This is a genomic window from Dyella acidiphila (assembly GCF_014863405.1).
In the GTDB taxonomy this organism is placed as follows: Bacteria; Pseudomonadota; Gammaproteobacteria; order Xanthomonadales; family Rhodanobacteraceae; genus Dyella_B; species Dyella_B acidiphila.
In genome coordinates this window covers 299,119-325,419 of the sequence record NZ_JACZZA010000001.1, presented here as the reverse complement: position 1 = coordinate 325,419, position 26,301 = coordinate 299,119, and the positions used below count along the sequence as shown (strand labels likewise).

Sequence of the window (26,301 nt, the reverse complement as noted above, 5' to 3'; positions counted from 1 at the left end):
AATTTTCTGGAAGATCGAGCATGGCGAAAAGGTGTATGGGCAAGCATTTGTTGCTCGGTTTACAAGCCGGCACGCTGGCACTGGCCTGGCTGAGCGGCACCGCCGTCGCGCAAGTCGGCGCCGGCCCCGTCGCCGCCGCTTTGCCGCCTGCGCTGCCCGCAGCGCAGGATCGCGCTTTCAATGGCCGTATCGGCCTGGACGTCCAGGCCGTCGACACCGATCACCAAGTGTTTTCCGTGCACGAAACGATTCCCGTGCAACAGGCCGGCGACACGGTGCTGCTGTATCCGCAATGGGAAACGGCCAGTCACGCGCCAACCGCCTCCATCGCCGATCTTGCCGGGCTGGTCGTCCAGGTGGATGGTGCGCGTATCGACTGGACGCGCGATCCGGTGAACATGTACGCCTTCCATCTCGATGTGCCGAAGGGCGCGCATACGATCACCCTGGATTTCCAGTTTCTTGCTGCCGCCAATGCCAACTTGCTGCGCCCGGAAATGGTGGTGGTGCCGTGGCAGCGCGTGCTGCTGTATCCGGCCGGCTGGTACGTGCGCGATCTGCCGGTAGCGGCAACCCTGGTGCTGCCGCCGGCACTTACGCCATTCACATCCCTCGCGTTTACGCGCAGCGACGATCGGACGCTGCACTTCCAGCCGGTTTCGCTCGAGCAATTGGTCGATGCACCGGTGTATGCGGGGAGCCATGCGCGGCGCATCGTGCTCGATCCGCAAGCGGCGCAACCGGTGGCCCTGGATCTGTTGGCCGACCATGCCAGCGACCTGGCCATGAGTCCGGCTGAAGTCGCGCATATGCAGGCGCTGCTCGCGCAGACCTTGCAAACCTTCGGTGCCGCACCTTATCGCCACTACGATGCCATCATCAGCTTGAGCGACGTGCTGTCGCCCGGCGGCGGGACGGAGCATCTGCAAGAAGGGGAAAACAATCTTCCCGCCGGCTATGCCGATGATCCCGCCAGCCAGCTCAATAACCGCGACCTGATCGCGCACGAGCTGGTGCATGCCTGGAACGGTCGCGCGCATGAGCCGGCCGATCTGTGGTCGCCGACCTACAACCAGCCGGTGGGCGGCTCCCTGTTGTGGGTCTATGAAGGGCAGACCGAATTCTGGGGGCGCGTGCTCGCCGCGCGTGCCGGGCTGCGCAATACCCAGGAAACACTGGACAAGCTCGCTCTGGATGCGGCGCTGGTCGCGCATCACAGTGGACGCGCCTGGAAAAACCTGCAGGACAGCACCAACGATGCGATCTATATGGCCGGCCACCGGGTGGCCTGGCGCGACTGGCAGCGGCGCGAGGATTACTACCCCGAAGGCGTGCTGCTGTGGCTGGACGTGGATGCCCATCTGCGTGAGCTCAGTCACGACGCACGAGGACTGGACGATTTTGCCCGGCGCTTCTTCGCTTCCCCGGCTGGCGGGCTGCTCACGCAAACCTATCGATTCGAAGACATCTGCAGCAACTTGAATACGCTTGCAGCGGATGACTGGGCGCAGTTCCTGCAGCGCCATCTGCGCAGCCACGACGAGCGCGATGCACTGGCCGGACTCGCGCGTGCAGGCTGGAAACTGATCTATACCGAGGTGCCGACGGAAACTTTTCGCCAGGACGAAGCGGAAGCGGGCGTGAGCAATCTGGATTATTCGATCGGACTGCAAATCGACGAGCGCGGCCGCGTCGCTTCCGTGGCGTGGGATGGTCCGGCGTTTCGCGCCGGCCTGGCCCCCGGCGCACGCGTCACGGCGGTAAACGGGCAAGCGTTTACCATCCCGGCCTTGCTGGCGGCGGTGCAGGCATCCGCCAGCAAGCCGGTGCGGTTGCAAGTAACGAAGGATGACAACGCGCACGAGCTAAGCATTCCCTATCAGGGAAGCCTGCAGTATCCGCATCTCGAACGTATTGCCGGCACGGTCGATCGGCTGTTGCCGCTGCTGCAGGCACGCTGATTTGAACGGTATTGGCTAAGCCAGGGCGCGTTGCGTGGTTTGCTGTAGAAACGCCTCGATAAGCGACGCAATCGCCACCGGTGCGTCTTCGAAGCTGTAGTGGCTGACACCGGGCAGCCGGTGGATCGGTGCGGATGGAAACAGCTCGCTGAACAAAGGCAGGAAATGCGCAGCGCCCAAGGTGCGATCGGCCATGCCCCAGATGGCGAGCGCAGGCTTGGATGATATCGCGCGTTGCGCCGCTGCATCCGGCATTTCGAAGCGATGCGCGTCCAGCGCAAAGCCCTTGGCCCAGCCGATCACGCCCAGGCAGTCGGAAGGATTTGCAAAGTGCGAGCCGTAAGCGCGCAGCCAGCTGTCGCTGATTACCTCATTGCGCTCGAAGCCGTTGAGCTTCAGCGTGCTGAGGATGTTGAAGCCGAGTTCGCCCAGCACGGTTTCCAGGCGCCCTGCTGCGTGTGCCTGGACGATCCATTGGAACCAAGGTGCTTCTGCGGCATTGGCCATCAATCGTTCTAGCTGGCTGGCCTGCCCGAACGGTGTCGGGCCGTTGACCGAGACGATGCGGGCGATGCGGTCCGGATGCCTGGCCGCCAGGCCCATGCCGGCTGGACCGCCGAAGTCGTGCATCACCAGGGTGATTTCGCGCAGATCGAGCGACAGCACGAAGCGCTCCAGGTTATCGATGTGGTCCTGCAGCCAGTACGAGCGGTCGGCGGGCGTCTCGCTTTTGCCGAAGCCCATATGGTCGGGGACGATCACGCGGTAATGCGTGCTCAGGCGGCTGGTCAGGTCTCGGAACAAATAACCCCAGGTGGGTTCGCCGTGCAGGCATAGCACCACCTGTGCGTGCTGTGGGCCGGCATCGACGTAATGCATGCGGAAGCCGGCGGCTTGGTTGAAGCGGGGCTCGAAGGGAAATGTTCCATTGAAGGTTTCGTTGGCGGGGATCATGGCTGGCCTCGAAGAATGACGGTGTGGTTGCATGTTGAAACCGTTTGCTTTTTAGCAAATATGGTTTTATGTTGCAACCATTTTCACGCCATCATCAGCGAACCCGGCATGGTCAAGCGAACCTCCCAAGAGAATTCCCTGTGCGGCGTGGCGCGGCCGCTCGACGCGATCGGCGACGGCTGGTCGCTGCTGCTGGTGCGCGATGCCTTCGATGGACTGCGCCGTTTCGGCGAATTCCAGAAGAACCTCGGCCTGGCCAAGAACATCCTTGCCACGCGACTACGCCACCTGGTGGCCCATGGCATTTTCGAAATCGTGCCGGCGCCCGATGGCGGGTCTTACCAGGAATACGTGTTGACGGAAAAAGGGCAGGCGCTGTTTCCGCTGCTGGTCGCGCTGCGGCAATGGGGAGATGCGTTCTTCTTTGAACCGGGCGAGGCGCACGCCGAGCTGGTCGAAAAGAAAAGCGGCCATCCGCTGCTGCCGTTGCAGTTGCGCGGGCAAAATGGGCGCGTGTTGCGGCACGCCGATACGACGGTGCGCGTGCCGTCTGGCGAAGCGACGCGGGCGCGCAAAAAAGCGCGCGTGTAGCTGGTTCGTTCAGCGGGCCGTTGCCGCTGTGTAAGCCGTTGTCCCGCGAAAGCCGGGATCCAGTGATTCGTTCGTGTGGCCTGTGTGAAAGATGCCGGAGCGAAGGGCGTGGGTTGCTACGTCACTCGCGTAACGCGCTTACCCTGCCTGCTTATCGGCGTAGTGGCTGAGCGCCTCAAGTGACGCATGCAGCAACTTCAACTCACGCGCATCAAATGCCATAAGTTTGCTGCGTTCCATATGCGGATGCTTGCGCTCGAAGTTCTGATAAGCCTTCAGCACATCCTCCAGTACCGCCATGGCAAGCGCGATGCCTTCACCTGCGGGAAATTCGAATGGGTCGCGTGTCTGCATGGGTAGGTACAAGGCTGTCGATGACGGCTGGGACCATAACAAACACAGCTAAATATCTATGTAATCAATGGCGGCGGAATATGTAGGCCAAGGCAGCGGGGTGTAAGTCGGCATTCTCTGAATGCGAACTGGGACTTCGCCTATGCCATCGCTACGTACCCTCGGTGGCGAGTTGGACAGGCCCATGCGCAGCTATGGCCTGCCCTGGATGTGAACCTGATCACCAGGCCATTTACATTCGAGCAGCTCGCTGCGAAAGTGCGCGACGTGATCGATCATTGATGCCGAAGCCGCTGGCAGTTTGGGTTGGCGCAGTGCAACCCAGGCATGGCACGCCCATCGTGCAAGCTGGTTGCTGCTGATTGCGTTATGGCCGGCGGTGGCAAAAGGACGTTGGGTTACGCTGCGCTAACCCAACCTGCGCTGGATCGCGTAAGGGGATGTGCATGCGTGGTGCCATGGTGTTGGCGTGTTGCTGTCTGTTGAGTGCGCGGGCTATCGCGGCTGCACCGGACGAGCCGGCACCGACGGGACGCTTGCCTGAGTGGGCACAACCTTTGCTGTACCGCGTGGCGCTGCGCGTCGATCCGGAGCAGGCGCGTTTTTCCGGCGATGTCGATATCACCGTAGCCTTGCGCAAGCCCTCCGATCATCTATGGCTGCACGGTCAGGGCCTGCAGGTCGATCGGGCCAGTGTGACCGATGCCGCGGGCACGGCGCATGCAGCGCATTATCGCGAAGTGCTGGCCGATGTCGGGGTGGCGCGGATCGATCTGGATGGCGTGCTGCCGGCGCAGACCATCCATCTGCGCATGCACTACAGCGCAGCACTCGCCGATGGCGTGCAGGGCCTGTACAAGACGCAGCAGGGCGGGCAAGCCTATGCCATGGCGCAGATGGAGCCGATCAGCGCGCGTACGGTGTTTCCCTGTTTCGATGAGCCGGCGTTTCGCGCCAGCTTCGCGCTGAGCCTCACCGTCCCCGCGCGCGATATCGCGCTGGCCAATACACGACAGATTGCGCAGGCCGCTGCCGGTCCGGGCTGGAAGACGGTGGTGTTTGCGCCGAGCAAGCCGCTGCCGACTTATCTGCTGGCCTTTGGCGTCGGCCCGTGGGACGTGCGTTCGGCAGCATCGATCGCGCCGGATGCCTACCGCAACACACCGCTGCCCCTGCGCAGCATCGGCTACGCCGGCGAAGCCGACAGCATGCGGCGCGTGGCGGCATTCACGCCGTCGATCATCCAGGCGCTGGAGAACTATTACGGCTACGGTTATCCGTGGGACAAGCTGGACCTGATCAACCTGGGCGGCGGCATGGAAAATCCCGGCCTGGTGGTGCTCGATGACGTGGGCTCGGGCGTGCCACAGCCATCGCCGGCCGCCATGCGCGGTGCCTTCAACCTCGCCGCGCACGAGTTCGCCCATCAATGGACCGGCAACACGGTCACCATGGCGTGGTGGACCGACACCTGGCTCAGCGAGGCATTCACCACCTGGATGCAGCAGAAGATCACCATGCAGCTGCATCCGGAATACCGCGGCGACCTGGATCGGGTGAAGCTGTTGCAGCGGGCGATGGCGAACGACAGCCTGCTCAGCGCACGCGCGATCCGCCAGCCGGTACAGGGCAACGGCGACATCATGAATGCCTTCGACGACATCACCTACGAGAAAGGCGCGGGTGTGCTGGGCATGTTCGAGCATTATCTCGGCGAGGCAGCGTTTCAGCAGGGACTGCGCGCGTATGTCCACCAGCATGCGATGCAGAGCGTGGCGGCCGCGGCGGTGGTCGATGCGATTGCACAGCAAGCCAGCGACAGCGCGGCAGTGAAGCGCGCCTTCTACAGTTTCCTGGACCAGAACGGGGTGCCGTATGTGCGTGCCAAGGTGCTGACGCAGCACGGGCAGACGGTGCTGCAGCTGGCGCAGATGCGTTATCTGCCGCTGGGCGCTAACGGCGATGGCGAACGCCACTGGGGCATTCCGGTCTGCGTGCGCTACAGCACGGCGGCGGGCAGCCGCGATGCCTGCACACTGCTGGATACCGCGCAGGCCACACTGGCCTTGCCCGGCGCCGATGCGGCCAGCTGGGTAATGCCTAATGCGGGCGCGCAAGGCTATTACCGCTACGCTCTGGATTCGCACAGTTTGGCCACGCTGGCCGCGCATACGGCGCGCCTGAGCGATGTGGAGCAACTGGCCTATGCCGATGCGATCGAGGCGAGCTTTCACCACGGCGATATCGATGCCGGCGAGGTGCTGGCAGCGCTGCGGCCCTTGGCTGATGCGCCGGCGCGCGAAGTGGCCACGGCGCCGTTGGCGCAGGTGGCGTGGATTTATCGTCATCTGGCGCATACCGATGCACAGCGTGCCGCGGTGGTGCAATGGGTGACGACGGCGTATCTGCCGCATCTGCAGCGGCTCGGCTACCAGGCGCGTGCCGGTGAGTCGGATGGCGATGCGCTATGGCGGACTGCGCTGGTGCCTCCGCTGGCCTTCGAATTCAAGTTGCCGGCGGTACGCGCGGTGCTGCTGCAACAAGGCGATGCGCTACTGGCCGCGATGCGCAATGGCTCGTTCGATGCCCAGCATGTGGATCGCGAGATGGCGATCGCGGCGCTGGGCGTCGCGGTACAGGAACGAGGCGAAGCCGCCTTGCAGACGCTGGCGACAGCCGAGGAAGGCGGCGGCGATTCCGTCTGGCAGCGCCAGCTGGTGCAGGCGATGGCGCATGCCAACGACAGCCCGAGTGCGGCGCAGCTGCGCGCGCTGGCGCTGGATCCGAAGCTGGATGGCGTGGCCATGCTCGGCCTGTTGATGACTACCGACGGCAATGTGATGGATCGCGACGCGCGCTGGCAGTGGTTCGATGCGCATTTGCCGAAGCTGCTGGCCGGCCTGCCCGGGCCGGCGGCGGCGTATATGCCGTCGATGCTGGCAATGGAAGCCTGCAGCGATGCCGACGCGACACGTTTGCAGGCCATGTTTGGAGGTGCTGCCGCGCAGGTGCCGGGCGTGGCGCGTGGCGTGGCGCAGGCCGGCGAAACGATTCATTTGTGCGGTGCCTTGCGCGCGGCACAGGACCCCGCTGCGCTCACGCGCTGATCAGGGGACGCAGTAATCCTGGTACGCCCTGTCCATTTGTTGGTGCGTCAGGCCGCGCTTGATCAATTCCTGGTCGGTCATGCGGCGCTTGAAAATCGCGTTCTTGCAATTGAGCCAACGGACCGCTTTTTGCAAACGGGCCTGCAGGCTCGGTGGCGGCGTCACCACGATGCCTGGTGCGTTCGATACGGCATACGTACCCGGCAACTGGGGCAGTCCGCTGGATTGCGCCGCATCGAGCGCCCGTGCGAAACGTGTGTTGCCGTACGACCCGGCCGGCGGCGATGGCGGCTGAGTGAGGCCGGGCAAGCTGGGCGCGGGCGAAGGGGTGCTCGGCGCGGCGACAGCGCTGGGAATGGCTTCGGCGGAACGCATGCTCGCCGCGCGTACATGCACCGGATGCGGCGGCGCCGTCATGGCGGGCACCGCGCGCTTCGCTACAGATCTGCGCTGCGCCAGCAGTTCGATTTGCAAGGGCCGGCCTTCCGTCATCGATACTGACCGGCGCCAGAGCCAGGGTATGGGTGGGCGCAATACGAGCAGCAGCAATCCCAGGTGCAATAGCAGGCCAAGCGCGATAGCGACGCTGCGCGGCAAGGATTCGCGCCATGCTTCGCGGCGAGACGGGTCCATGTCCATCATCTGCACGATCGAGTCCCCTTCGATGAGTCCGGAGTAGGACTGGCGTTCAGCGCATAAGGTTCCCTTGGGCAGGTCACTGGCGCGGAGCTGAATCCGCGGTAGCATCCTCGGGCTTGGAATTGCCGGAGCTTGGCCGTGTCGTTTTCCGATCCACAGGCTGTTGCACGCTACGCCGAAGGACCTGTCAGACAGGTACCGGGCTTCCATGCCTTGCAACAGATGACGGCCCTGCTGCTGGCCGAGCGTGTTCCATCCGATGGCCACGTGCTGGTGCTCGGTGCCGGCGGCGGCCTGGAATTGAAAGTGTTCGCCGAGGCGCAGGCCGGGTGGCAGTTTGCTGGAGTGGATCCATCCGCGGAGATGTTGAAGCTGGCCGAAGCCACGCTTGGCCCGCTCGCATCGCGTGTCGCGCTGCACGAAGGCTATATCGATACCGCGCCGATGGGACCGTTCGACGGCGCCACCTGCCTGCTGACCATGCATTTCCTCACCGCTGAAGAGCGGGCGCACACGCTGGCGCAACTATGGCGTCGGCTGAAACCTGGTGCGCCGCTGGTGCTGGCACATCACAGCTTTCCGCAGTCGGCGGATGAAAAGCTGCACTGGTTGCGGCGCTATGCGGCGTTCGCCGTGGCATCCGGCATTTCTGCATCGAATGCCGAGAATGCCATTGCAGCGATCAGCAGCAAACTGCCGTTGCTGGGTCCTGAGCAGGAGCTCGCGCTGATGCAAGCGGCGGGTTTCGAGTCGATCGAATTGTTCTATGCAGCGTTCACGTTCAAAGGCTGGGTTGCTTACAAGCCTGGCTAGGTTGTGCAGCCGGACTGAGTCAGGTGATGACTCGACACGCAATCAAAAGGGGATTTCACCATGTTCAGAGTGTTGCTTGCACTGCTTGTCTGGGTGTGCGGCTGTTCCTTTGCCTTCGCTCAGGCCGCTTTGGCTCCGGTCGAGGCGCGCGTGCCGTTCGCGCCGGAGGCTTTCGTCGGTAGCGACGGCCTGATGCATCTGGCTTATGAATTGCACATCACCAACTTCTATGGCGATACCGGCCCATTGCGGCCGTTGACCTTGAAGGTGATCGCCGATGGCGCGGGCAGTCCGCTTGCAAGCTGGGATGCAGGGCAGTTGGCGCAGATAGTGCGGCCAGCCCCCGCCGAACATGCGCCCGTGTCGATTGCTGCCGGCCGGCGCACCGTTTTCTTTATCTGGATCACCTTGCCCAAGGGCATGGCGACACCGCATGTGTTGCGCCACCAGCTTGAGTTCGCCACGGAAAAGAATGGGCACACGAAGCTGGATGGCGCGCTCGTACAGGTGCATGCGGAGCCGGTGCCGCTGCTCGGGCCGCCGTTGCGTGGCGGCCAATGGCTGGCGCATGAGGGGCCAGGCAATGCGCACTCGCATCATTGGGGCAGCCTGGTGGCGGTAAACGGTGACTTGACCATTCCGCAGCGTTACGCGCTGGACCTGGTGGGAGTCGATGCGCAAGGCCACGCGATCAAGCCGGGCGTGAAAGACGAAGCGGCCCCCTTGCATGCAAGCTGGGTAGGGTACGGTGCGGACGTGCTGGCGGTGGCCGATGGTGTAGTACGCAGTGCCCGCGATGGCCAGGAAGAACATCCGGCGCTATCCGCGCAGCCGGAGCCGGCGTCGCTCACCGCCGATGGCTTGTTCGGCAACTATGTGGTGCTTGAGCTGAAGCCCGGCGTGTATGCCAGCTATGCGCACTTGCAGCGCGGCAGTGTGAAGGTGAAGCCCGGCGATCGCGTGCATCGCGGCGATGTACTGGGGCGCCTGGGTCAATCGGGAAACTCGGCGGCGCCGCATTTGCATTTTCAGCTGTCCAACGCGGCGGCGTTCGAGGGTTCCGAGGGCATTCCTTATGCCTTCGATCACTTCGATGTACTGGGGCCAGAGACCGAGGCACAGCTTTTCGGTCAGGGCGATCCATGGCAGGCCGCGCCCGCGGTGCACGATCAGGCGCAACTGCCGTTGAGCGATGTGGTTATCCGCTTTTGACGCATGCGAATTGCGTGCGACGGCATATGACCCATAACGCTGTTTTCGAAAGACGATCTGTCTGCGTTGCCCGGAGGCGACCGCACGCCTATTGCCGGCGGCAATAAAAAGCTGTTGCTGCCCTCTCGGGTGCATACTCCAGCTATGCGGATTGGGTGAATAGTTGCTGGTTCGGTCAAGCGCGGGGGCGACGATGCGAAACAGATGTTGCTATGGGCTGTCTGCGTTGTTGTTGCTGGTAACGCAAACCAGCTTGTCGGGCGATGCTCCGCTGAATCCCGCGGCAGCAAAACCAGCGTTTGCACAGGCACGCCAGCTTTGCGAAGCCGATCACGGGCAATTGTGGGGCATATCGTTGTGCGGTCCTGCCATGCTGGTCGATCCGGCCACGCGCGACGTTATCGCCAGTGAAAAAGATGCATCCGGCGTATTGCATGCCGCCGATGGCGTCTTTGCAGGCAGCTTGCCCAAGGATGTTCCGGTGGCCAACACTTCGGTGAGCTGGTCGGGTACGCGCTGGATCCAGTATCTGTGGCCGCTGCCGGACGATGACGCCCTGCGCCGTGTGCTGCTGGCGCACGAATCGTTTCATCGCGTGCAGGATCAGCTCGGCCTTGCCGCAGCCAATGCCGACAATCCGCAATTGGATACGCTTGAAGGACGCTACGACCTGCAGCTGGAATGGCGTGCGCTGGCCGCTGCGCTGCAGGCGCACGACGACGCCGCGCGCCGCGCACATGTCGCGGATGCGCTGGCCTTTCGCGCCGATCGCTATCGTCGCTTTCCTTCCGCGCGAGCAGCCGAAGCGGCGCTGGAACGCAATGAAGGTCTGGCCGAATACACCGGCGTGATGGTGGGCATGCCCACGGCCAGCGAACGGCAGGCCATGGCACTGCGCGACCTGCAACGGCATGTGCACGATCAGAGTTTCGTGCGTTCTTTCGCTTACGCCACAGGTCCGGCCTATGGATTATTGCTCGACAACTATCGCCCCGGCTGGCACGACGAGGTGCGGCACGGTGCGTATCCCGCCGATCTGCTGGCCAAGTCGCTGGGCTTGTCGTTGGACAAGGCGCCGAGCTCGGCGAAACGCGCCGCGCTGGCCGCGCGCTACGACGGTAAAGCCTTGTGGGCGGCCGAAACGCGTCGGCAGCAGGAGCGCGACCGGCTAATTGCGGCATATCGCAGCGCCTTGATCAGCGGACATGTGCTGGTGCTGCCGCTCAGGCATCCGCGCGTGCAATTCGATCCACGCAACCTGGTGCCTATAGGTGCTAACGGCACTGTCTATCCGACCATGCAGGCGAGCGATGACTGGGGTCATATCGAGGTGCAGCAGGGCTGTCTGTTGGCGAGCGACTGGAGTTGGCTGACCGTTGCTGCGCCGTCAGGAGAGGAGGGCAGCCATATCTCCGGTCCGGGCTGGAAACTTGAGCTTGCCCCGGGCTGGCACCTTGCCAAAGGCAGCCGGGCGGGCGATATGGTGGTGGCCAAATCCGATTAGCGCCTTTGCTGGCGCAACGGTCCTGGGCACATGCCTGATAGCGCTTTAGGTGCTACGTTGCCTGCGATCGCATTGCGGAGCACACGGACATGGTTCGAGCAATGATGCATTTTTCGCTGCGCAGCCTCGTGCTTGGCGTAGCGCTGATCGGCAGTGTGGCGGCCAACGCCGCCGATTCCGCCACCGGGACCTGCACCCCCGTCCTGGAAAAGTTGCTGCCCGGTGAATATCACTACTGCGTGGCCGTGCACGACTGGCAGCGGGGAAATAACCGAAGCGGCCTGAGCGAAGCGAAATACGCGGCCACCTGGGGTGAAAAGCGCGCGCAATTTGCCTTGGGCGTGGATTATTTCAACGGTCGGCGCGGCTTGACGGCCGATAAGGTGCAGGGCCTCGCTTGGCTGACACTCGCCGCCGAACGCAAGGATCCTTATTACGCCAGCATCCTCAGCTCAGCGCGCGCGCAAAGCACGCCTGCGCAACAGCAGCAAGCCGATGCGCTGGTAGCCACGATGCTGCCGGATTACGGCGATGCCAAGGTTGCTGCCTACGCCGAACGCCGCTTCCGCGCGCAGTGGTGGGAAATCAGGCAGCAAGTGTGGGATACCGCCAGCGCCAGCCACATGGATCCCTGGTCCATCAACACGGCGTTCGCCATCGACGGCCTGGGTGTGGTGCAGCCGATGATCGCGCTGCGGAAACTCCAGGATGCCGGCACCACGTATTTCGATGGCTGGGGCGGCCATGTCACCGTCGGTCCGCTGATTCCGTTGAGCAAGTTGGCGCCTGGCGCGGCGAGCCGGGAATCCGCCTCACAGCATTAGATGTGGGCGGCCCCACGCGACCATTGACCGGGCCGTCCAGGATGCATGGGCGTGGACGGCTGTGCAGGTAAAATGCAGCCATGCACAACATCGATCCCAGCGATTTCCAGCTCTCCGTCGCTCCCATGATGGACTGGACCGACCGCCACTGCCGCTATTTCCACCGGCTGCTGTCGCCGCATGCGCGGCTGTATACCGAGATGGTGACCAGTGCCGCCCTAGTGCGCGGCAAGCAGTTGCGGTTGCTGGAACATAGCCAGCAGGAACATCCGGTGGCCTTGCAACTGGGCGGCAGCGATCCGCAGGAATTGGCGCAGGCGGCGCGCTATGGCGCCGAAGCAGGCTATGACGAGGTTAATCTCAATGTGGGCTGTCCGTCCGACCGGGTGCAGTCGGGGCGCTTCGGCGCCTGCCTGATGCGCGAGCCGGCGCTGGTGGCCGATTGTGTCAAGGCGATGCGCGATGCGGTGGCCGTGCCGGTCACGGTGAAGTGCCGGATCGGGGTGGATGAGCAGGACGAATACGCCGACCTGCAGCACTTCACCGAACGCATGCTGGAAGCCGGCGTGCAGATCCTGGTGGTGCATGCCCGCAAGGCGTGGCTGCAGGGGCTGTCGCCGAAGGAGAACCGCGAGGTGCCGCCGCTGAACTACCAGCGCGTGTACCGCCTCAAGCAGGAGTTTCCGCAGTTGCTGGTGATCATCAACGGCGGCATCACCACGGTGCCGGCGGTGCAGGAACATCTGGCGCATGTGGATGGTGTGATGCTGGGGCGCGCTGCCTATCACGATCCCTATGTGCTGGCCCGGGTGGAGGCGGCCTTGTATGGCGAGCCGCTGCCGTCGCGGGAAAGCGTGCTGCTGCGCATGCGTCCCTATATCGAGGCCGAGCTGGCTCGCGGCACCGCCCTGAAACATATTTCGCGCCACCTGCTTGGGCTGTATCAGGGCGAGCCGGGTGCGCGCGGATTCCGGCGCACCCTGAGCGAAGGCGCGCACCAAGCCGGGGCTGGCTGGTCATTGCTTGAGCAGGCGATTGCCCCGGCGCGGGCGGCGGCCTGAGTTGCATAGCCGGCCTTTGCGGCCAACTCAAGGGCCATGCGCTGGATGGATGGCCAAGGCGCGGTATCCGTCAGGTCACTATTCAGCCCCGGTTGCGCAGTATGGCGCGTCAGCCGGGCTTAAGACCGGCCTTAATGCACGGGATTATGGGCGTATATCACGGTCTAACATGGGCGATTGCAGTGGCCCTGCTGCTGGCGGCCGGCACGGTTGCTGCCCAGGCCTCGGCACAGGGCGGGCTTAGCCTGGATCAGGCCGTAGTGCGTGTACAACAACAAGTTGGCGGCAAGATTCTGTCGGCCGAGCCGCGTGAACTCGGACGCCGGGTGGAGTACCGCATCAAGGTGCTTACGCCCGAGGGGCATGTGCGTGTCATTTCGGTTCCATCGGATGCCACGCATGCACCGGCTGCGGCACAATCCACCAAAAAATTCCCCAATGGCGGAAGCAAGAAGGAGAAACACTGATGCGCATCCTCCTGGTCGAAGACGAAGCCCCGCTGCGCGAAACGCTGGCGGCACGCCTCAAACGCGACGGGTTTGCCGTAGATACAGCACAGGATGGTGAAGAGGGCATTTACCTGGGCCGCGAAGTGCCGTTCGATCTGGCCATCATCGACCTGGGCCTGCCCAAGATGTCGGGCATGGACCTGGTCAAGGCCCTGCGCGAAGCCGGCCAGCGCTACCCCATCCTGATTCTTACCGCTCGCGGCAGCTGGCAGGACAAGGTCGAGGGCCTCAAGCACGGCGCCGACGACTACCTGGTCAAGCCGTTCCATGTTGAAGAACTGCTGGCGCGCATCAACGCCCTGGTGCGTCGTGCCAGCGGCTGGTCCAAGCCGGTGCTGGCCTGCGGCCCGATCAAGCTCGATACCACCGCGCAGACGGTGGGGGTGGAAGGCAAGCCGGTGGACCTCACCAGCTACGAGTACAAGGTGCTCGAATACCTGATGCTGCATGCCGGCGAGCTGGTGTCCAAGGCCGACCTCACCGAGCACATCTATCAGCAGGATTTCGATCGCGACTCGAATGTGCTCGAGGTGTTCATCGGCCGCCTGCGCCGGAAGCTGGATCCGGAAGGCACGATGAAACCGATCGAAACGGTGCGCGGACGCGGGTATCGCTTTGCCATCCCTCGCAGCGAAGACGAATGATGCTGCCCCGCGCCGCCCGTTCTCACTGGCGGCGCGCGCGGCGCTTACCACCGGCCTCGTGCTGGCTGCCTTCCTGGGCGCCATCGGGTGGACGCTGTCGCGCACCTATGCCGCCAGCGAAGTCAACAAGCTGCAGGATCGCCTGCACGACAATGTGATCTCCTACATCACCGGCACTGACGTGCGCCGCGACGGCAAGCCGTTGATGCCGGACACGCCGCCGGATCCGATGTTCTCGCGCCCGGGTTCGGGCCTGTATGCGGTGGTGCTGGGCGATGACTTCCACTGGGAGTCGTCCTCGGCGCTGGGGCGCGACTTCGGTTTTCTGCACCAGCTGGATCCGGGCACCTCGCAGTTCGTGGGCCCGGTGGATACCGAGCTGGGGCGGCTTTACTACTACAGCTTCGGCGTGGCGTTGGATGTACCCAACCACGATCCGGTGCGCCTCACCTTCACGGTGGCGCAGACCGAGGATGAGCTGGAAGGCAATATCGCCGTCTATCGGCGCAGCCTGGTCGGCTGGCTGGCCACCCTGGGCGTGATGCTGATCGTGCTGCAGCTGATGCTGCTGTACTGGAGCCTTACCCCGCTGCGCAAAGTGGCCAGCGACATGAGCCGCGTCGAGCGCGGCGACACCGATCACCTGGATAGCCAGTATCCGGTCGAACTTACCGGTCTTACCGAACGCATCAACGCTTTTGTCGACAGCGAGCGCGAACAGCGCACGCGTTACCGCAATACGCTGGCCGACCTGGCGCACAGCCTCAAGACACCGCTGGCGGTAATGCGCTCGCAGCTCGAATCGCAGGGCGAGGTGCCGCTCAGCGTGCGCCAGCCGGTGCTCGACCAGGTGCGCCGGATGGACGAACTGGTGGCCTACCAGCTGGCCCGCGCCGCCACCAGCGGACGGCAGACGTTTGCCAGCGCAGTGCCGATCGCCGGGCATGCCGAAGATCTGGTGCAAAGCCTGGAAAAGGTCTACGCAGCGAAGAACGTGCTGTGCGAATTCGATATCGACGACGGCGCCGCGTTCTATGGCGAGCAGGGCGATCTGCTGGAGCTGATGGGCAACCTGCTCGAGAACGCCTTCAAGTGGGCCGGGCACCATGTGCTGCTGGTGGTGAAAATGCTGCCGCAGGGCAGCGCGCGCCAGCGTCCCGGCCTGATGATGAGCGTGGAAGACGACGGCCCGGGCATCGACGAAGGCAAGGTCGAAAAGGTGTTGCAGCGAGGCGTGCGCGGCGACGAACGGGTGCAGGGCCACGGCATCGGCCTGTCGATCGTGCAGGACATCGTGCGTGCCTATAACGGCGAATTGAAGGTGGATCGCTCAGCCGAATTCGGCGGCGCGCGCTTCAGCGTGGTATTGCCGCCGGCCTGAGAGCTACGCTTACTGGATCGAACCGGGCAGCAGGGATTGCCAGCTGAGACCCGAGCCGTGCGAGGCACTGCCGCCGATGGCATCGCTGCCGCTCGTGTGCATGGAGGCGTCGTCGCTGCTGGTGCTGGGGCTCGATGCGTGGCCGTGCGAAGACGCGCTGGCCGAACCGGTGCTGCTGTGCGGCAGGTTGAAAACATCGCCGCTGGCGGAGGAGCTGTCGTGACTGCTGCTGCGATCGGCCGAATGGCTGGTGCAGTTTTCGCTGGAAGCGGCGGCACTACTGCCCATGCCGCTGCCAGCCGTGGTCCCGGCAGCCGCCGCATTGGCGATGGTGCCTAGACTCAGCAAGCATCCGAGTAGCAGCGATGTGGCGCGCATGGCGATAAGCCCCCGAGGCGTGAAGCCAGCTCCGGATGGTCCCAGAAACCCCGCCCCGGCGCCAGTGCCCGCTCCGGAGGCGCCGAGGGGGTGGTTCCAGCCGCTAGAATTGGCTGATGTCCTTACGTACTTTCTCCTACTCCCGCGTGCGGCCGCGTCTGGCCGGTCGTCGATCGGAAGCCTGACCGCATGCAGCCGCAACAGATTCTGGCGGCCCTGGCCGGCGGGGCGGCGCTGTCGGGCTCCCGCCTGGCCGCCGAGGCCGGTTTGACCCGCGCGGCGATCTGGAAGCAGATCGAGGCCTTGCGCCATCGCGGTGTGCCGATCGAGTCCGAGGGCGCGGCGGGCTATCGCCTGCCGTGGCCGATCCAGATGCTGGACGAGGCCGCCATCCGCGCCGCGCTGCCGCCGGTTCTGGCGCAGCGCCTGGGTGCGCTGGACCTGTATTGGGAGATCGATTCCACCTCCAGCGAACTGCAGCGTCGCGGCTTTGGCGCGCCGGACCTGAGCGTGGTGCTGGCGGAAACGCAGACCGCCGGCCGCGGCCGGCGCGGGCGCAGCTGGCTGTCGCCGCCGGGCTTGAATCTGTATGTGTCGTGCCTGAAACGCTTCGATGCCGGCTTTGCCGCGCTGTCCGGTTTGTCGCTGGCGACGGGGGTGATCGTGTTGCGCGCGCTGCATGCCATGGGTATCGCCGGGGCGCGCCTGAAGTGGCCGAACGATGTATTGGCCGCGGGCGGCAAGCTGGCCGGGATCCTGGTCGAGCTGAGCGGCGAGTACCAGGGGCCGTGCGCGGCAATCGTCGGCATCGGACTCAATCTGCGTCTTACCGACGCCCTGCGTGAGCAGGCCGGCCAGCCGATCTGCGATCTGGCCAGCCTGGCCGGCGGTACGCCGCCGGATCGCAATCAAATGGCGGCGGCGCTGATCGCCAGCCTGGCCGAGGGGCTGGAGCAGTTCGAACGCGAAGGCTTTGTAGCGTTCGCCGCCGATTACGCCGAATACGATGCCCTGCGCGATATCCCGCTGCGTATCAGTGGCGCCACCGGCGACTTCGAAGGCGTGGGCGCGGGCATTGATGTCCGCGGTGCGCTGCAGGTGCGCACCGATGCCGGCTTGCTCAGCATCGACAGCGCCGACGTGACGGTGCGCCGCGCATGAAGCTGCTGCTGGATCTGGGCAATACACGGCTGAAATGGGCGCTGGCCGGGAACGATGGCTGGTCTGCGCGCGGGGCGGTGGCCTGGGATGCGGATGTCGCCGCTGCCTTGCAGCAGGCCTGGTCGAGCTTGCAGGCGCCGCAGCGCGTGCTGGGCGCCTCGGTGGTGGATGCCGAGCGCGAAGCCTTGCTGCAACAAGCTGTCGGTAGTGTGTTTGCGCGTGATATCGCCTGGGTGCGCACGCCGGCGCAGGCCTGCGGTGTACGCAATGCCTATGCAGAACCGCAACGGCTGGGCGTGGATCGTTTCCTGGCGATGGTCGCTGCGCATGCAGCCGGCCATGCTCCGTGCGTACTGGCTGGCATCGGTACCGCGCTTACGCTCGATGCACTGGCTGCCGATGGCCAGCACCTGGGTGGCCTGATCGCGCCCGGTCCGCTGTTGATGCAGCAATCCTTGCTGGGCGCTACGGCGCGGGTGCGGCCGGAACGCCCAGGGCTGATCCGCGATCTGGCCGACAACACCGCCGACGCCGTGGCTTCCGGCTGCTGGCAGGCGGTGGCGGCGCTGGTCGAGCGCTTTGCCAGGCATATCGGCGCCCAGTCCCTGCAGGCTGCGCCGCGACTGCTGCTGGATGGCGGCGATGCCGACCTGTTGCTGCCGCTGCTGGACGTGCCGGCCGAAGTGGCGGCGGACAGCGTGCTGCGTGGTCTGCTTGTGTGGGCGGACACCTATCCGGCGCAGGCATCGTTTTAAAATCGTTCGACCCAAGATGGTGGATGGCCGATGCTGCTGCGCCTGCTGTTCGTTCTGCTGATTGCCCTCAATATCGCTGTCGGCGCATGGCTGCTGCTGGGCCAGAACGACACGCACATGCATTTCGCCACCGATCCCGGGGTGCCGAAATTGCGTCTGCTGTCCGAATTGCCGACACCGCCCGGCAGCGTGGCGCCGGCAGCTTCGTCGGCGGTGCCGACCAGCGCCCCGGCAACGGCGGCCGTTGCGCCAGCCCCCGCCAACACGGCGCTGCCACCGGCATCGCCCAATGCGCTGAGCTACGCCTGCATGGCGCTGGGCCCGTTCGCCACGCAAGAAGATCTGCGCATCGCCCGCAACGTGCTGGGCGCGCAAGTGCTGCGCACGCGTGCGCGGCAGGAGCAGGCTACCGAGGTCCGAAGCTGGTGGGTGCATCTGCCTCCCGCGCCGAGCCACGCCGCAGCACTGAGCCTGGCGCTGCAGCTCGGCCAGAAAAATATCAAGGACTATTTCGTGGTCGGTGCCGGCGACAACCAGAACACGGTATCGCTGGGCCTGTTCAAGGATCCGGCCAATGCACGCAAGCGGCGCGACGAAATTGCCGCTGCGGGCTTCAATGCGCAGTTGACCGAGCGCACCGAAACCGTGCCGGAGTACTGGCTCGATCTGATGCCGGTGGACAGCAAGCATTTCGACTGGCGCAGCCGCATCCACGATCAGGCCATCGGCTCGCACAGCACCGGCTGTTTTTGAGCGCCCGCGAGATGGTTTGCGAACCTGCTGGATGAAAACAAGGGTTTCGCGGTTCATCGGGTCGCCGCAGGCCACTTACACGTGCAGGCTGCTAGCAGGGCCGATGCCGGGAAGACCGCATCGAGCGCCTTTGCCAGCGCAGCCCTGGCCAGTATTATTGCGTGTTTTGTGCGGCATCTCGCACTGCTCAGGCCCTCCATGAAAGTACAGCCGGAAGTCCATACGGGAACGCTTGCGGAAAAACCTATCCCGGCTGGCCACATTGCCTATCGACCGGATGTGGACGGCTTGCGTGCGATCGCGGTGCTATCTGTACTTGCCTTCCATGCTTTTCCCAACGGATTGCGTGGTGGATTTACCGGCGTCGACATTTTCTTCGTCATTTCCGGTTACCTGATTTCAAAGGTCATCTTGACGACCATCGCCAATGGCACTTTCAGCATTGCCGATTTCTATTCCCGGCGTATCCGCCGAATCTTTCCCGCTTTGATTCTCGTTTTGCTGGCGTGCCTGGTTTTCGGCTGGCAATTTATGCTCGCCGATAATCTGTCGGCACTCGCAAAGCATGCGTTTGGCGGTGCAGGCTTTGTATCCAACTTCGTCCTTTGGCACGAGGCCGGATATTTCGATGCAGCGTCCAATTCGAAGCTGCTGCTGCACTTATGGTCACTGGGGATCGAAGAACAGTTCTATTTGATCTGGCCTTTGTTGCTCTGGGCTGCATGGCGAGTACGGCTGCCCTTGATGCCGGTCATCGTCGTGACCGGCATCGCCAGCTTTATCGTCAATCTCGCTACGGTCCATCACGATGCCACGGCGGCGTTCTACTCGCCTGCAAGCCGGGCATGGGAGCTGATGGTAGGCGGTGCGCTCGCACATTGGACGTCGCCGCAGGGAGCGCATGAACGCAGTGTGCTTGCCAGAGTTATGGCAAGCATCGGCTTGCGGCGTGAACTCACCCGCGAGGCATGGTTCGGCGAGAGCCTCGCCATAGTGGGGCTCATGGCCATTGCCTATGGGTTGCTGCGCATTGATGACCATCGTCCCTTTCCGGGCAGCTGGGCGCTTTTGCCGACGCTGGGCAGTGCATGCCTGATCGCTGCCGGACCGAGAACATGGCTGGCCAGGCATGTTCTGGCCAGCAGGCCCATGGTGGCGGTGGGGCTCATCAGCTACCCGCTCTATTTGTGGCACTGGCCCTTGCTGGTGGCTGCGAGAACCGTGCATCCGGAAGGGCCGTCGGCCGCCGTGATCGCTTCAATGCTGTTGATCGCTGCCGTCCTCGCCTGGGCAACCTATCGCTTCATCGAGCGCCCGATGCGCTCGGGATCGAGAAACCCCGCAAAAGTCGCGCTGCTGGCCTGCTGCATGCTGGCAGTTGCTGGCATATCGGCCACCATCTGGGCCAAAAATGGCGTTGCATCGCGCTACCCGGAAATCGTGCAGCGCGCTACCGAATATGATTTGAACGGTTGGCGCGCCGCGATGCGGCACAAGCGGTGTTTCATGGAGCTGGGGCAAGACGCCTCGCAGTTCGCGCCAGAGTGTGTCGACGCCGGCAACCAGCCCCTTTGGGTGCTATGGGGAGATTCCGGAGCAGCCGCGATGTATGCAGGTCTGCGGTCCATTGCCAACGAGGCGGGGACCATTCGGCTTGCGCAGTTCACCTCTTCTCAGTGCCCGCCCATGATGGGCTTCGACAGTTCCGGCAATCGCGCATGCACCGCGAACAACAAATGGATACTTGAGAAGATAGCGAGCCTGCGGCCAGCCGTCGTCATCCTCTCTGCGATGTGGGGGCAATACGACAAGTCATCACTCCCGGCCACCATCGCTGCGCTCAAGGCGCGTGGCGTGGGGAGGATCATTGTGCTGGGGCCGGTTCCTACGTGGAGCGATACGCCATCCCGCATCACCTTCAATTTGTGGCGCGAGGATCCTCTGCACCGGGTTCCGCCAGCGCACTTGAACTATGCGAAATATGGGCTGGGCCAGGCGGACTACCGGCCCGGTACATTCGATCAGCGCACTCAGACGGCGGATGCCGTGCTGGCGAAGGTGGCGCACGATACCGGCGCGGACTTCGTCGCCATTACTCCGCACATGTGCGATGCGTCGGGATGCCTGATGCGGGAATCCGACTCGAGCGGCACGCCCTTTTATCTGGATATCATGCATCTGACGCCCGCCGGTTCGGTCTTCGTTGCGCACACTTTTCGAGCGGAAATAGGCTTGCCGGGTAAAGCCGGGCAGCGCTAAAACAGGCTGCAGGCGGCGCAGGCGCCAGGAAGAGGGCGCAGGCGCCAGGAAGAGGGCGCAGCGCCCATTTGAGTGCGGTGAGCCATGACCGGGCGCGCTGGCTGGTCCGGATTGGGACCAGGGCCGGCGAATAGTCTCAAATTCCCGTTCGCCGCTTCGCTTGATGAAGCAAGGGCGGACAGATGCCCCCGGATTGCATAAACTAGCCGGCCACGCCGGCATAGCTCAGTTGGTAGAGCAACCGCCTTGTAAGCGGTAGGTCGTCTGTTCGAGTCAGACTGTCGGCACCAGATTGTTCGCCAAAGCCCGCCTCCAGGCGGGCTTTTTGCTGTCTGCCGGTCGGCCAGGGTGCTCTATTGCAGTGCACGCCCCCTGCCGCGGCCAACCGGCTAAAATCGATGCCTTGCGTTGGAAATTCACGAGAAAAGCGGTATGAGCAAGCAGGTGATTGCACTGGTCGGCGTGCCGACCGACATCGGCGCCGGCCATCGTGGCGCCTCGATGGGGCCCGAAGCGCTGCGCGTGGCGCAGCTCGCGGAGAAGTTGCGCAGGCGCGGGCTGGAGGTGGTCGACCGCGGCAATCTGCATGGGCCGATGAATCCGTGGCAGCCGCCGCAAAACGGTTATCGCCATCTGCCCGAAGTAGTGGCCTGGAATACCGCCGTGCACGCGGCCATCCATCACGAGCTGCAGGCAGGTCGCCTGCCGGTGATGCTGGGCGGCGATCATTGCCTGGCGATCGGTTCGATCAGTGCGGTGGCGCGGCATTGCCGCGAAAGCGGGCGCAAGCTGCGCGTGCTGTGGCTGGATGCGCATGCCGATTTCAACACTTCGCAGGTCACGCCCTCGGGCAATATCCACGGCATGCCGGTGGCCTGCCTGTGCGGCAACGGGCCGCGCGAGCTGGTGGAAATCGGCGAGCAGGTACCGGCGACCAGTCCGGACGTATTCCGCCAGATCGGCATCCGCTCGGTCGACGAGGGCGAGAAGCGCCTGGTGCGCGAAGCCCGGGTGGATATCTATGACATGCGCCACATCGACGAAGTGGGCATCAAGCGCACCATGGAAGAGGCGCTCGAAGGCCTCGATGCGGACACCCACCTGCATGTCAGCTTCGATGTGGACTTCCTCGATCCTTCGATTGCGCCGGGTGTAGGCACCACCGTGCGCGGCGGTCCTACTTATCGCGAAGCGCAGCTGTGTATGGAGATGATTGCCGACACCGGCCGGCTGGGTTCGCTCGATATCGTCGAGTTGAATCCGGCGTACGACAAGCGCAATCGCACCGCCCGGCTGGCGGTGGAACTGGTCGAATCGCTGTTCGGCAAGTCCACTTTGATGCGCGGCCCGGATTGAAGGCCGCGGCGCTGACCACGCCGGGCGGTTTTTACCCGTACACTGCTTGAACCCGGTCCGCGCCGATGTGCGCGGACGCTATACCTCTCGCGGCAGGAGCCGATTTCGCGCATGCAAACCCGTGTCCTTACTGGCATCACCACCACCGGCACGCCGCACCTGGGCAACTACGTCGGCGCGATTCGCCCGGCGATCGCCGCCAGCCGCCGCGCGGAAGTCGATGCGTTTTTCTTCATGGCCGACTACCACGCGCTGATCAAGAGCGACGACCCGGCCCGCATCGAACGTTCGCGCCTGGAAATCGCCGCCACCTGGCTGGCCGCAGGACTGGATCCGAACAAGGTCACGTTCTATCTGCAGTCGGATATTCCGGAAATTCCCGAACTCACCTGGCTGCTCACCTGTGTCACCGCGAAGGGCCTGCTCAATCGCGCGCATGCCTACAAGGCATCGGTGGACAAGAACAACGAGGCCGGCGAAGACGCGGATGCCGGCATTACCGCCGGCCTGTACATGTATCCGGTGCTGATGGCGGCGGACATCCTGGCCTTCAATGCGCAGCATGTGCCGGTGGGGCGTGACCAGATCCAGCACATCGAAATGGCGCGCGATATCGCGCAGCGTTTCAACCATATCTACGGGCGCGATTTCTTCGTGTTGCCCGAGGCGCTGATCGAGGAACAGGTGGCGACCTTGCCGGGCCTGGACGGCCGCAAGATGTCCAAGAGCTACGACAACACCATTCCCTTGTTCGCCGGCGGCAGCAAGCAGCTGCGCGAGACCATCATGCGCATCGTCACCGATTCGCGCATGCCTGGCGAACCCAAGGATCCGGACAGCTCCGCGCTCTTCACCATCTTCAAGGCGTTTGCCAGCGATACCGAAAGCGCCGCGTTCCGGCGTGCGCTGGAAGAGGGTATCGGCTGGGGCGAGGCCAAGCAGGTGCTGTACGAACGCATCGAGGCGGATGTGGCGCCGATGCGTGAGCGCTATGAGGACCTGATTGCGCGTCCCGCCGCAATCGAGGAAATTCTGCGCGACGGCGCACGCAAGGCACGCGCCGTCGCGGGCCCGAAGATCGCCGAGTTGCGCAATGCCATCGGCCTGCGCGCGATGTCTGCGCTCAGCACCGCCGGCGGCCATGCGAAACAGGCTTCGAAAGCCGTGAAGTCGCCGCGCTTCGCCAGCTTCCGCGAGGCAGACGGCAGCTTCCGCTTCCGGTTGTTCTCGGCCGAAGGCGAGGAGCTGTTGCTGTCCAAGTCCTTCAAGGACCCCAAGGCTGCCGGCGCAGTGCAGAAGAAACTCAAGACACTCGGCGGCGCGGATGCCGCATTGCTGGCACTCCCGCTCTCGCTGGTGCTGGAAGTGGAAGGCGAGGCGGTCGCCAATTCGCCCGACTATGCCGACGAAGCATCGCGCGATGCGGCAATGCATTACCTGTGCCAGGCGCTGGATCTGTTGGCTGCGCAGGAAAACGAATAACGGCTATTGCCTATGCCGGGCTGGATGCACCGTCGCACCATCCAGCCCGGCTTCGTCACCAATGACACATCATGTTTGTTGCTGGATGGCTATATCAGCCGCCGGACGGCTGGGTCGAACTGCCACTGCTGCCACTGCTGCCGCCGCCCGATGACGAGCCGACCGTCAGGCCGGAACCATCCACACTCTTCACGCCCTTGACCTGCTTGGCCAGATGTTCGGCATGGGTTTTTTCCTTGGCCGACGTGGCCGTGCCGGTCAGCGTCACCACACCATCAGTGGTGCTGACCGAGATATCCGAGGCTTTTACGCCCTTGGCGGCTGCCAATTTGGATTTCACCTTGGTGGTAATCCAGGTGTCGTCGACCTTGCCTGGCACCGTCTCGTTGCTGGCCGGCGTCTGCGTCTGCGACGGCGACATCGTGCTCGGCGCCTGCTCGGTGTTGGTCGGCTGCTGCTGCATGCTGGGCGACTGCGTGGGTGCAGTCTGTGCCATCAGACAGAAAGGTGCCGCAGCGAACGCTATCGTGACACCACCGGCGATGATGGATTTGCGCAAGATGGACTTGTTAGGCATGGCAATCTCCTTGGGCCTGTGAACTGCATGCGCCAGCCGGAGTGCCGGTGCATGCAGGCGCATCACGATCGATCCGCCTGTGCATGGCAACAAGTTGCATGTGAAATAGTTGTTGCAAAACGTTAGGGCCAGTGGCGTTTGTTCATGATCGTGTGGCTCGTGCCAACGCGGTGTTCCCGCGATGTTGCGGGATGTGATCTGCGTCGATGTGTGCGAATGCGCACGCACACCGTCATAGAGGTGACATCGTGTTCTGCTTAATTACTAAGCACCCGCCGCGCTGCCTATTTCGCCGCGGCGCAACGCTCATCTCAGGAAGTAATACGGTCAGGGACGACCGCCTTGAGCGTGGCCGCAGGCTGGCGTGTGGCACGCCAGCCCGCAACGCCGGAGCTCAGAATACGTGCTTGAGCACGATGAAGAGCAGGCCGGCCAGGATGATCGAGGCCGGCAGGGTGAGCACCCAGGCCATCAGCAGATTGCGCACGGTGGACCATTGCAGTCCCGAGCCGTTCGCTGCCATGGTGCCGGCTACGCCGGAGGTCAGTACGTGGGTGGTGCTGACCGGCAGGTGATACATGTCGGCCGCCTGGATCAGGCTCATCGCCACCAGTTCCGCCGCGGCGCCCTGCGCATAGGTGAGATGTTCCTTGCCGATCTTTTCACCCACCGTCACCACGATGCGTTTCCAGCCCACCATCGTGCCGAGGCCGAGCGCGAGCGCTACCGCCACCTTCACCCATAGCGGAATGAACTGCGTGGCCTGTACACCGAGGCCACGCCAGGTGGTGAGTGCGCTGCGCTGCTGGGCATCGATGCCGGGCGTGGCCAGCACCAGCGGAATCGCCGCGTCGGCCAGGTAGATGTCGTTACGCACGTTGCCCATCTGTTCCTGCGGGACTTCGCGCAGCGAAGGGCGATTGCCCACTTGCTGGTCGATATCCGCGATCAGGGCCGATAGCGCCGGCACGGTATCGCCTTGCAGCTTGCGCTGCTGCACAGCTGCAGTGACAGCATCGTGCGGGCTGCCGCTGACGGTGGCGCCATGATTGAGCGTGGTCAGCACTTGCTGCACTTCCACCGACACCTGGTGGAAAGTTTTCACTTCGCCGCCCGAGACCGCGCCGTTCAAGGCGTAAGCGGTAGGCACCGTGCCGATCAGGATCAGCATGATCAGGCCCATGCCTTTCTGGCCGTCGTTGGAGCCGTGGCTGAAGCTCACGCCGGTGCAGGTGAGGATCAGCAGCAGGCGGATCGGCCACGGCGGCGGCTTGTTGCCTTCCGGTGCGCGGTACAGCGCCGGAATCTTCACCAGCGCCTTGCACAGCACCATCAGCAGCGCGGCGAGCAGGAAGCCGGCGATCGGCGAGAACACCAGGCCCTTGAACACGCCCATGGCCGCATTCCAGTCCACGCCGCTGGTGCCGTTTTTTACCGCCGTAAGCTGGTTGGCCAGGCCGACGCCGATGATCGAACCGATCAAGGTATGCGAGGAAGAATTAGGCAGGCCGAAGTACCAGGTGCCCAGGTTCCACAGGATCGCCGCCAGCAGCAGGGCGAACACCATGGCGAAGCCGGCGCCGCTGCCCACTTGCAGAATCAGCTCCACCGGCAGCAGCGATACCACGGTGAAGGCGACCGCGCCGGTCGAGGTCAGCACGCCGAGGAAATTGAACGTGCCCGACCAGATCACCGCCAGGTTGGCCGGCAGCGAATGCGTGTAGATCACCGTGGCCACCGCATTGGCGGTGTCGTGGAAACCGTTGACGAACTCGAAGGCCAGTGCGATCAGCAAGGCAATGCCGAGCAAGATAAAAGGTGTGGCCGAATGCACGCGTACGATCGACAGATCGTTCATCAGGTGCACTGCGGCATATCCCACGCCGATCAGCAGGATGACACCGAACACGATGGCGAAAATGCGTCCCGAGCCTTGGCTTGGCGACGCGGCTGATGCAACTGCGACTTCCGTCTGCATGGGCTTGCCCCTTGATAGTCAGCCCAATGGAAGCTAAGCACCGCGCAA

23 protein-coding genes and 1 tRNA gene are annotated in these 26,301 nt (G+C 63.9%); 18 read left to right on the top strand and 6 right to left on the bottom strand.

All coding sequences use genetic code 11. The annotated features are described in order from the left end of the window. Positions 1-35 precede the first annotated feature (35 nt). Positions 36-1,961 carry a M61 family metallopeptidase gene (locus tag IGX34_RS01615; protein WP_225737135.1) on the top strand — a complete coding sequence of 642 codons (1,926 nt, stop codon included), beginning with the start codon at positions 36-38 and terminating at the stop codon, positions 1,959-1,961. A 15-nt stretch (positions 1,962-1,976) separates the two neighbouring features. Here IGX34_RS01615 and IGX34_RS01610 read toward each other — a convergent pair whose 3' ends face one another. After that, positions 1,977-2,840 carry an alpha/beta fold hydrolase gene (locus tag IGX34_RS01610; protein WP_225737134.1) on the bottom strand — a complete coding sequence of 288 codons (864 nt, stop codon included), beginning with the start codon at positions 2,838-2,840 and terminating at the stop codon, positions 1,977-1,979. Between IGX34_RS01610 and IGX34_RS01605 the strand changes: the two genes are divergently transcribed. Beyond that, a complete protein-coding gene (locus IGX34_RS01605) occupies positions 2,835-3,506 on the top strand; it encodes a winged helix-turn-helix transcriptional regulator (RefSeq protein WP_425598767.1) in 672 nt (223 codons plus the stop codon). The two genes, IGX34_RS01610 and IGX34_RS01605, sit on opposite strands and share 6 nt — an antisense overlap. Before the next feature lie 138 nt (positions 3,507-3,644). Here IGX34_RS01605 and IGX34_RS01600 read toward each other — a convergent pair whose 3' ends face one another. Next, on the bottom strand, positions 3,645-3,860 hold the full coding sequence (locus IGX34_RS01600) for a hypothetical protein (protein WP_192553909.1): 216 nt from the start codon (positions 3,858-3,860) through the stop codon (positions 3,645-3,647). 536 nt (positions 3,861-4,396) lie between these two features. Here IGX34_RS01600 and IGX34_RS01595 point away from each other — a divergent pair. Beyond that, on the top strand, positions 4,397-6,967 hold the full coding sequence (locus IGX34_RS01595; protein ID WP_225737133.1) for a M1 family metallopeptidase: 2,571 nt from the start codon (positions 4,397-4,399) through the stop codon (positions 6,965-6,967). Here IGX34_RS01595 and IGX34_RS01590 read toward each other — a convergent pair whose 3' ends face one another. Then, complete coding sequence (locus IGX34_RS01590) at positions 6,968-7,714, bottom strand: hypothetical protein (protein ID WP_192553907.1); 747 nt, start codon at positions 7,712-7,714, stop codon at positions 6,968-6,970. A 30-nt stretch (positions 7,715-7,744) separates the two neighbouring features. Between IGX34_RS01590 and IGX34_RS01585 the strand changes: the two genes are divergently transcribed. The 8 genes from IGX34_RS01585 (at position 7,745) to IGX34_RS01550 (ending at position 15,554) form a co-directional block, all read left to right on the top strand. Next, positions 7,745-8,419, top strand: coding sequence for a class I SAM-dependent methyltransferase (locus tag IGX34_RS01585; RefSeq protein WP_338015394.1), 675 nt, complete (start codon positions 7,745-7,747; stop codon positions 8,417-8,419). A gap of 60 nt (positions 8,420-8,479) precedes the next feature. Continuing rightward, on the top strand, positions 8,480-9,631 hold the full coding sequence (locus IGX34_RS01580; RefSeq protein WP_192553906.1) for a M23 family metallopeptidase: 1,152 nt from the start codon (positions 8,480-8,482) through the stop codon (positions 9,629-9,631). 193 nt (positions 9,632-9,824) lie between these two features. Then, positions 9,825-11,135 (top strand): hypothetical protein, encoded by a 1,311-nt coding sequence (locus IGX34_RS01575; protein WP_225737132.1) that lies wholly within the window; start codon positions 9,825-9,827, stop codon positions 11,133-11,135. A gap of 89 nt (positions 11,136-11,224) precedes the next feature. Continuing rightward, positions 11,225-11,959 carry a hypothetical protein gene (locus tag IGX34_RS01570; RefSeq protein ID WP_192553905.1) on the top strand — a complete coding sequence of 245 codons (735 nt, stop codon included), beginning with the start codon at positions 11,225-11,227 and terminating at the stop codon, positions 11,957-11,959. Positions 11,960-12,039: 80 nt separating this feature from the next. Further along, positions 12,040-13,020: a tRNA dihydrouridine(20/20a) synthase DusA gene (gene dusA / locus IGX34_RS01565; RefSeq protein ID WP_192553904.1), complete on the top strand. Its 981-nt coding sequence runs from the start codon at positions 12,040-12,042 to the stop codon at positions 13,018-13,020. 182 nt (positions 13,021-13,202) lie between these two features. After that, entirely contained in the window at positions 13,203-13,487 is a 285-nt protein-coding gene (locus IGX34_RS01560) for a hypothetical protein (protein WP_338015393.1), read from the top strand. Further along, positions 13,487-14,173, top strand: coding sequence for a response regulator transcription factor (locus IGX34_RS01555; RefSeq protein ID WP_192553903.1), 687 nt, complete (start codon positions 13,487-13,489; stop codon positions 14,171-14,173). Before IGX34_RS01560 ends, IGX34_RS01555 begins: the two co-directional genes overlap by 1 nt. Continuing rightward, the gene (locus tag IGX34_RS01550) at positions 14,145-15,554 is read left to right on the top strand and encodes an ATP-binding protein (RefSeq protein WP_192553902.1); all 1,410 of its coding nucleotides are present in this window, start codon (positions 14,145-14,147) and stop codon (positions 15,552-15,554) included. The genes IGX34_RS01555 and IGX34_RS01550 overlap by 29 nt, the downstream gene beginning before the upstream one ends. 9 nt (positions 15,555-15,563) lie before the next feature. Here IGX34_RS01550 and IGX34_RS01545 read toward each other — a convergent pair whose 3' ends face one another. Continuing rightward, the gene (locus tag IGX34_RS01545; RefSeq protein WP_192553901.1) at positions 15,564-15,932 is read right to left on the bottom strand and encodes a hypothetical protein; all 369 of its coding nucleotides are present in this window, start codon (positions 15,930-15,932) and stop codon (positions 15,564-15,566) included. A gap of 189 nt (positions 15,933-16,121) precedes the next feature. On the opposite strand from IGX34_RS01545, the gene IGX34_RS01540 reads away from it, so the two are divergent. The 7 genes from IGX34_RS01540 (at position 16,122) to IGX34_RS01510 (ending at position 23,698) form a co-directional block, all read left to right on the top strand. Further along, positions 16,122-17,093, top strand: a complete 972-nt coding sequence (locus IGX34_RS01540; protein ID WP_192553900.1) for a biotin--[acetyl-CoA-carboxylase] ligase — start codon at positions 16,122-16,124, stop codon at positions 17,091-17,093. Then, positions 17,090-17,848, top strand: a complete 759-nt coding sequence (locus IGX34_RS01535) for a type III pantothenate kinase (protein ID WP_192553899.1) — start codon at positions 17,090-17,092, stop codon at positions 17,846-17,848. The genes IGX34_RS01540 and IGX34_RS01535 overlap by 4 nt, the downstream gene beginning before the upstream one ends. A gap of 30 nt (positions 17,849-17,878) precedes the next feature. Further along, on the top strand, positions 17,879-18,601 hold the full coding sequence (locus IGX34_RS01530) for an SPOR domain-containing protein (RefSeq protein ID WP_192553898.1): 723 nt from the start codon (positions 17,879-17,881) through the stop codon (positions 18,599-18,601). 198 nt (positions 18,602-18,799) lie between these two features. Next, entirely contained in the window at positions 18,800-20,860 is a 2,061-nt protein-coding gene (locus IGX34_RS01525; protein ID WP_192553897.1) for an acyltransferase family protein, read from the top strand. A gap of 214 nt (positions 20,861-21,074) precedes the next feature. Next, positions 21,075-21,150, top strand: a tRNA-Thr gene (locus IGX34_RS01520). A 142-nt stretch (positions 21,151-21,292) separates the two neighbouring features. After that, positions 21,293-22,216, top strand: coding sequence for an arginase (rocF, locus tag IGX34_RS01515; protein WP_192553896.1), 924 nt, complete (start codon positions 21,293-21,295; stop codon positions 22,214-22,216). A 111-nt stretch (positions 22,217-22,327) separates the two neighbouring features. Next, on the top strand, positions 22,328-23,698 hold the full coding sequence (locus IGX34_RS01510; RefSeq protein WP_192553895.1) for a tryptophan--tRNA ligase: 1,371 nt from the start codon (positions 22,328-22,330) through the stop codon (positions 23,696-23,698). Positions 23,699-23,792: 94 nt separating this feature from the next. Here IGX34_RS01510 and IGX34_RS01505 read toward each other — a convergent pair whose 3' ends face one another. Both IGX34_RS01505 and IGX34_RS01500 read right to left on the bottom strand, forming a co-directional pair. Next, entirely contained in the window at positions 23,793-24,275 is a 483-nt protein-coding gene (locus IGX34_RS01505; protein ID WP_192553894.1) for a BON domain-containing protein, read from the bottom strand. Between the two features lie 394 nt (positions 24,276-24,669). Beyond that, positions 24,670-26,253: an inorganic phosphate transporter gene (locus IGX34_RS01500; RefSeq protein WP_192553893.1), complete on the bottom strand. Its 1,584-nt coding sequence runs from the start codon at positions 26,251-26,253 to the stop codon at positions 24,670-24,672. Positions 26,254-26,301: the final 48 nt, after the last annotated feature.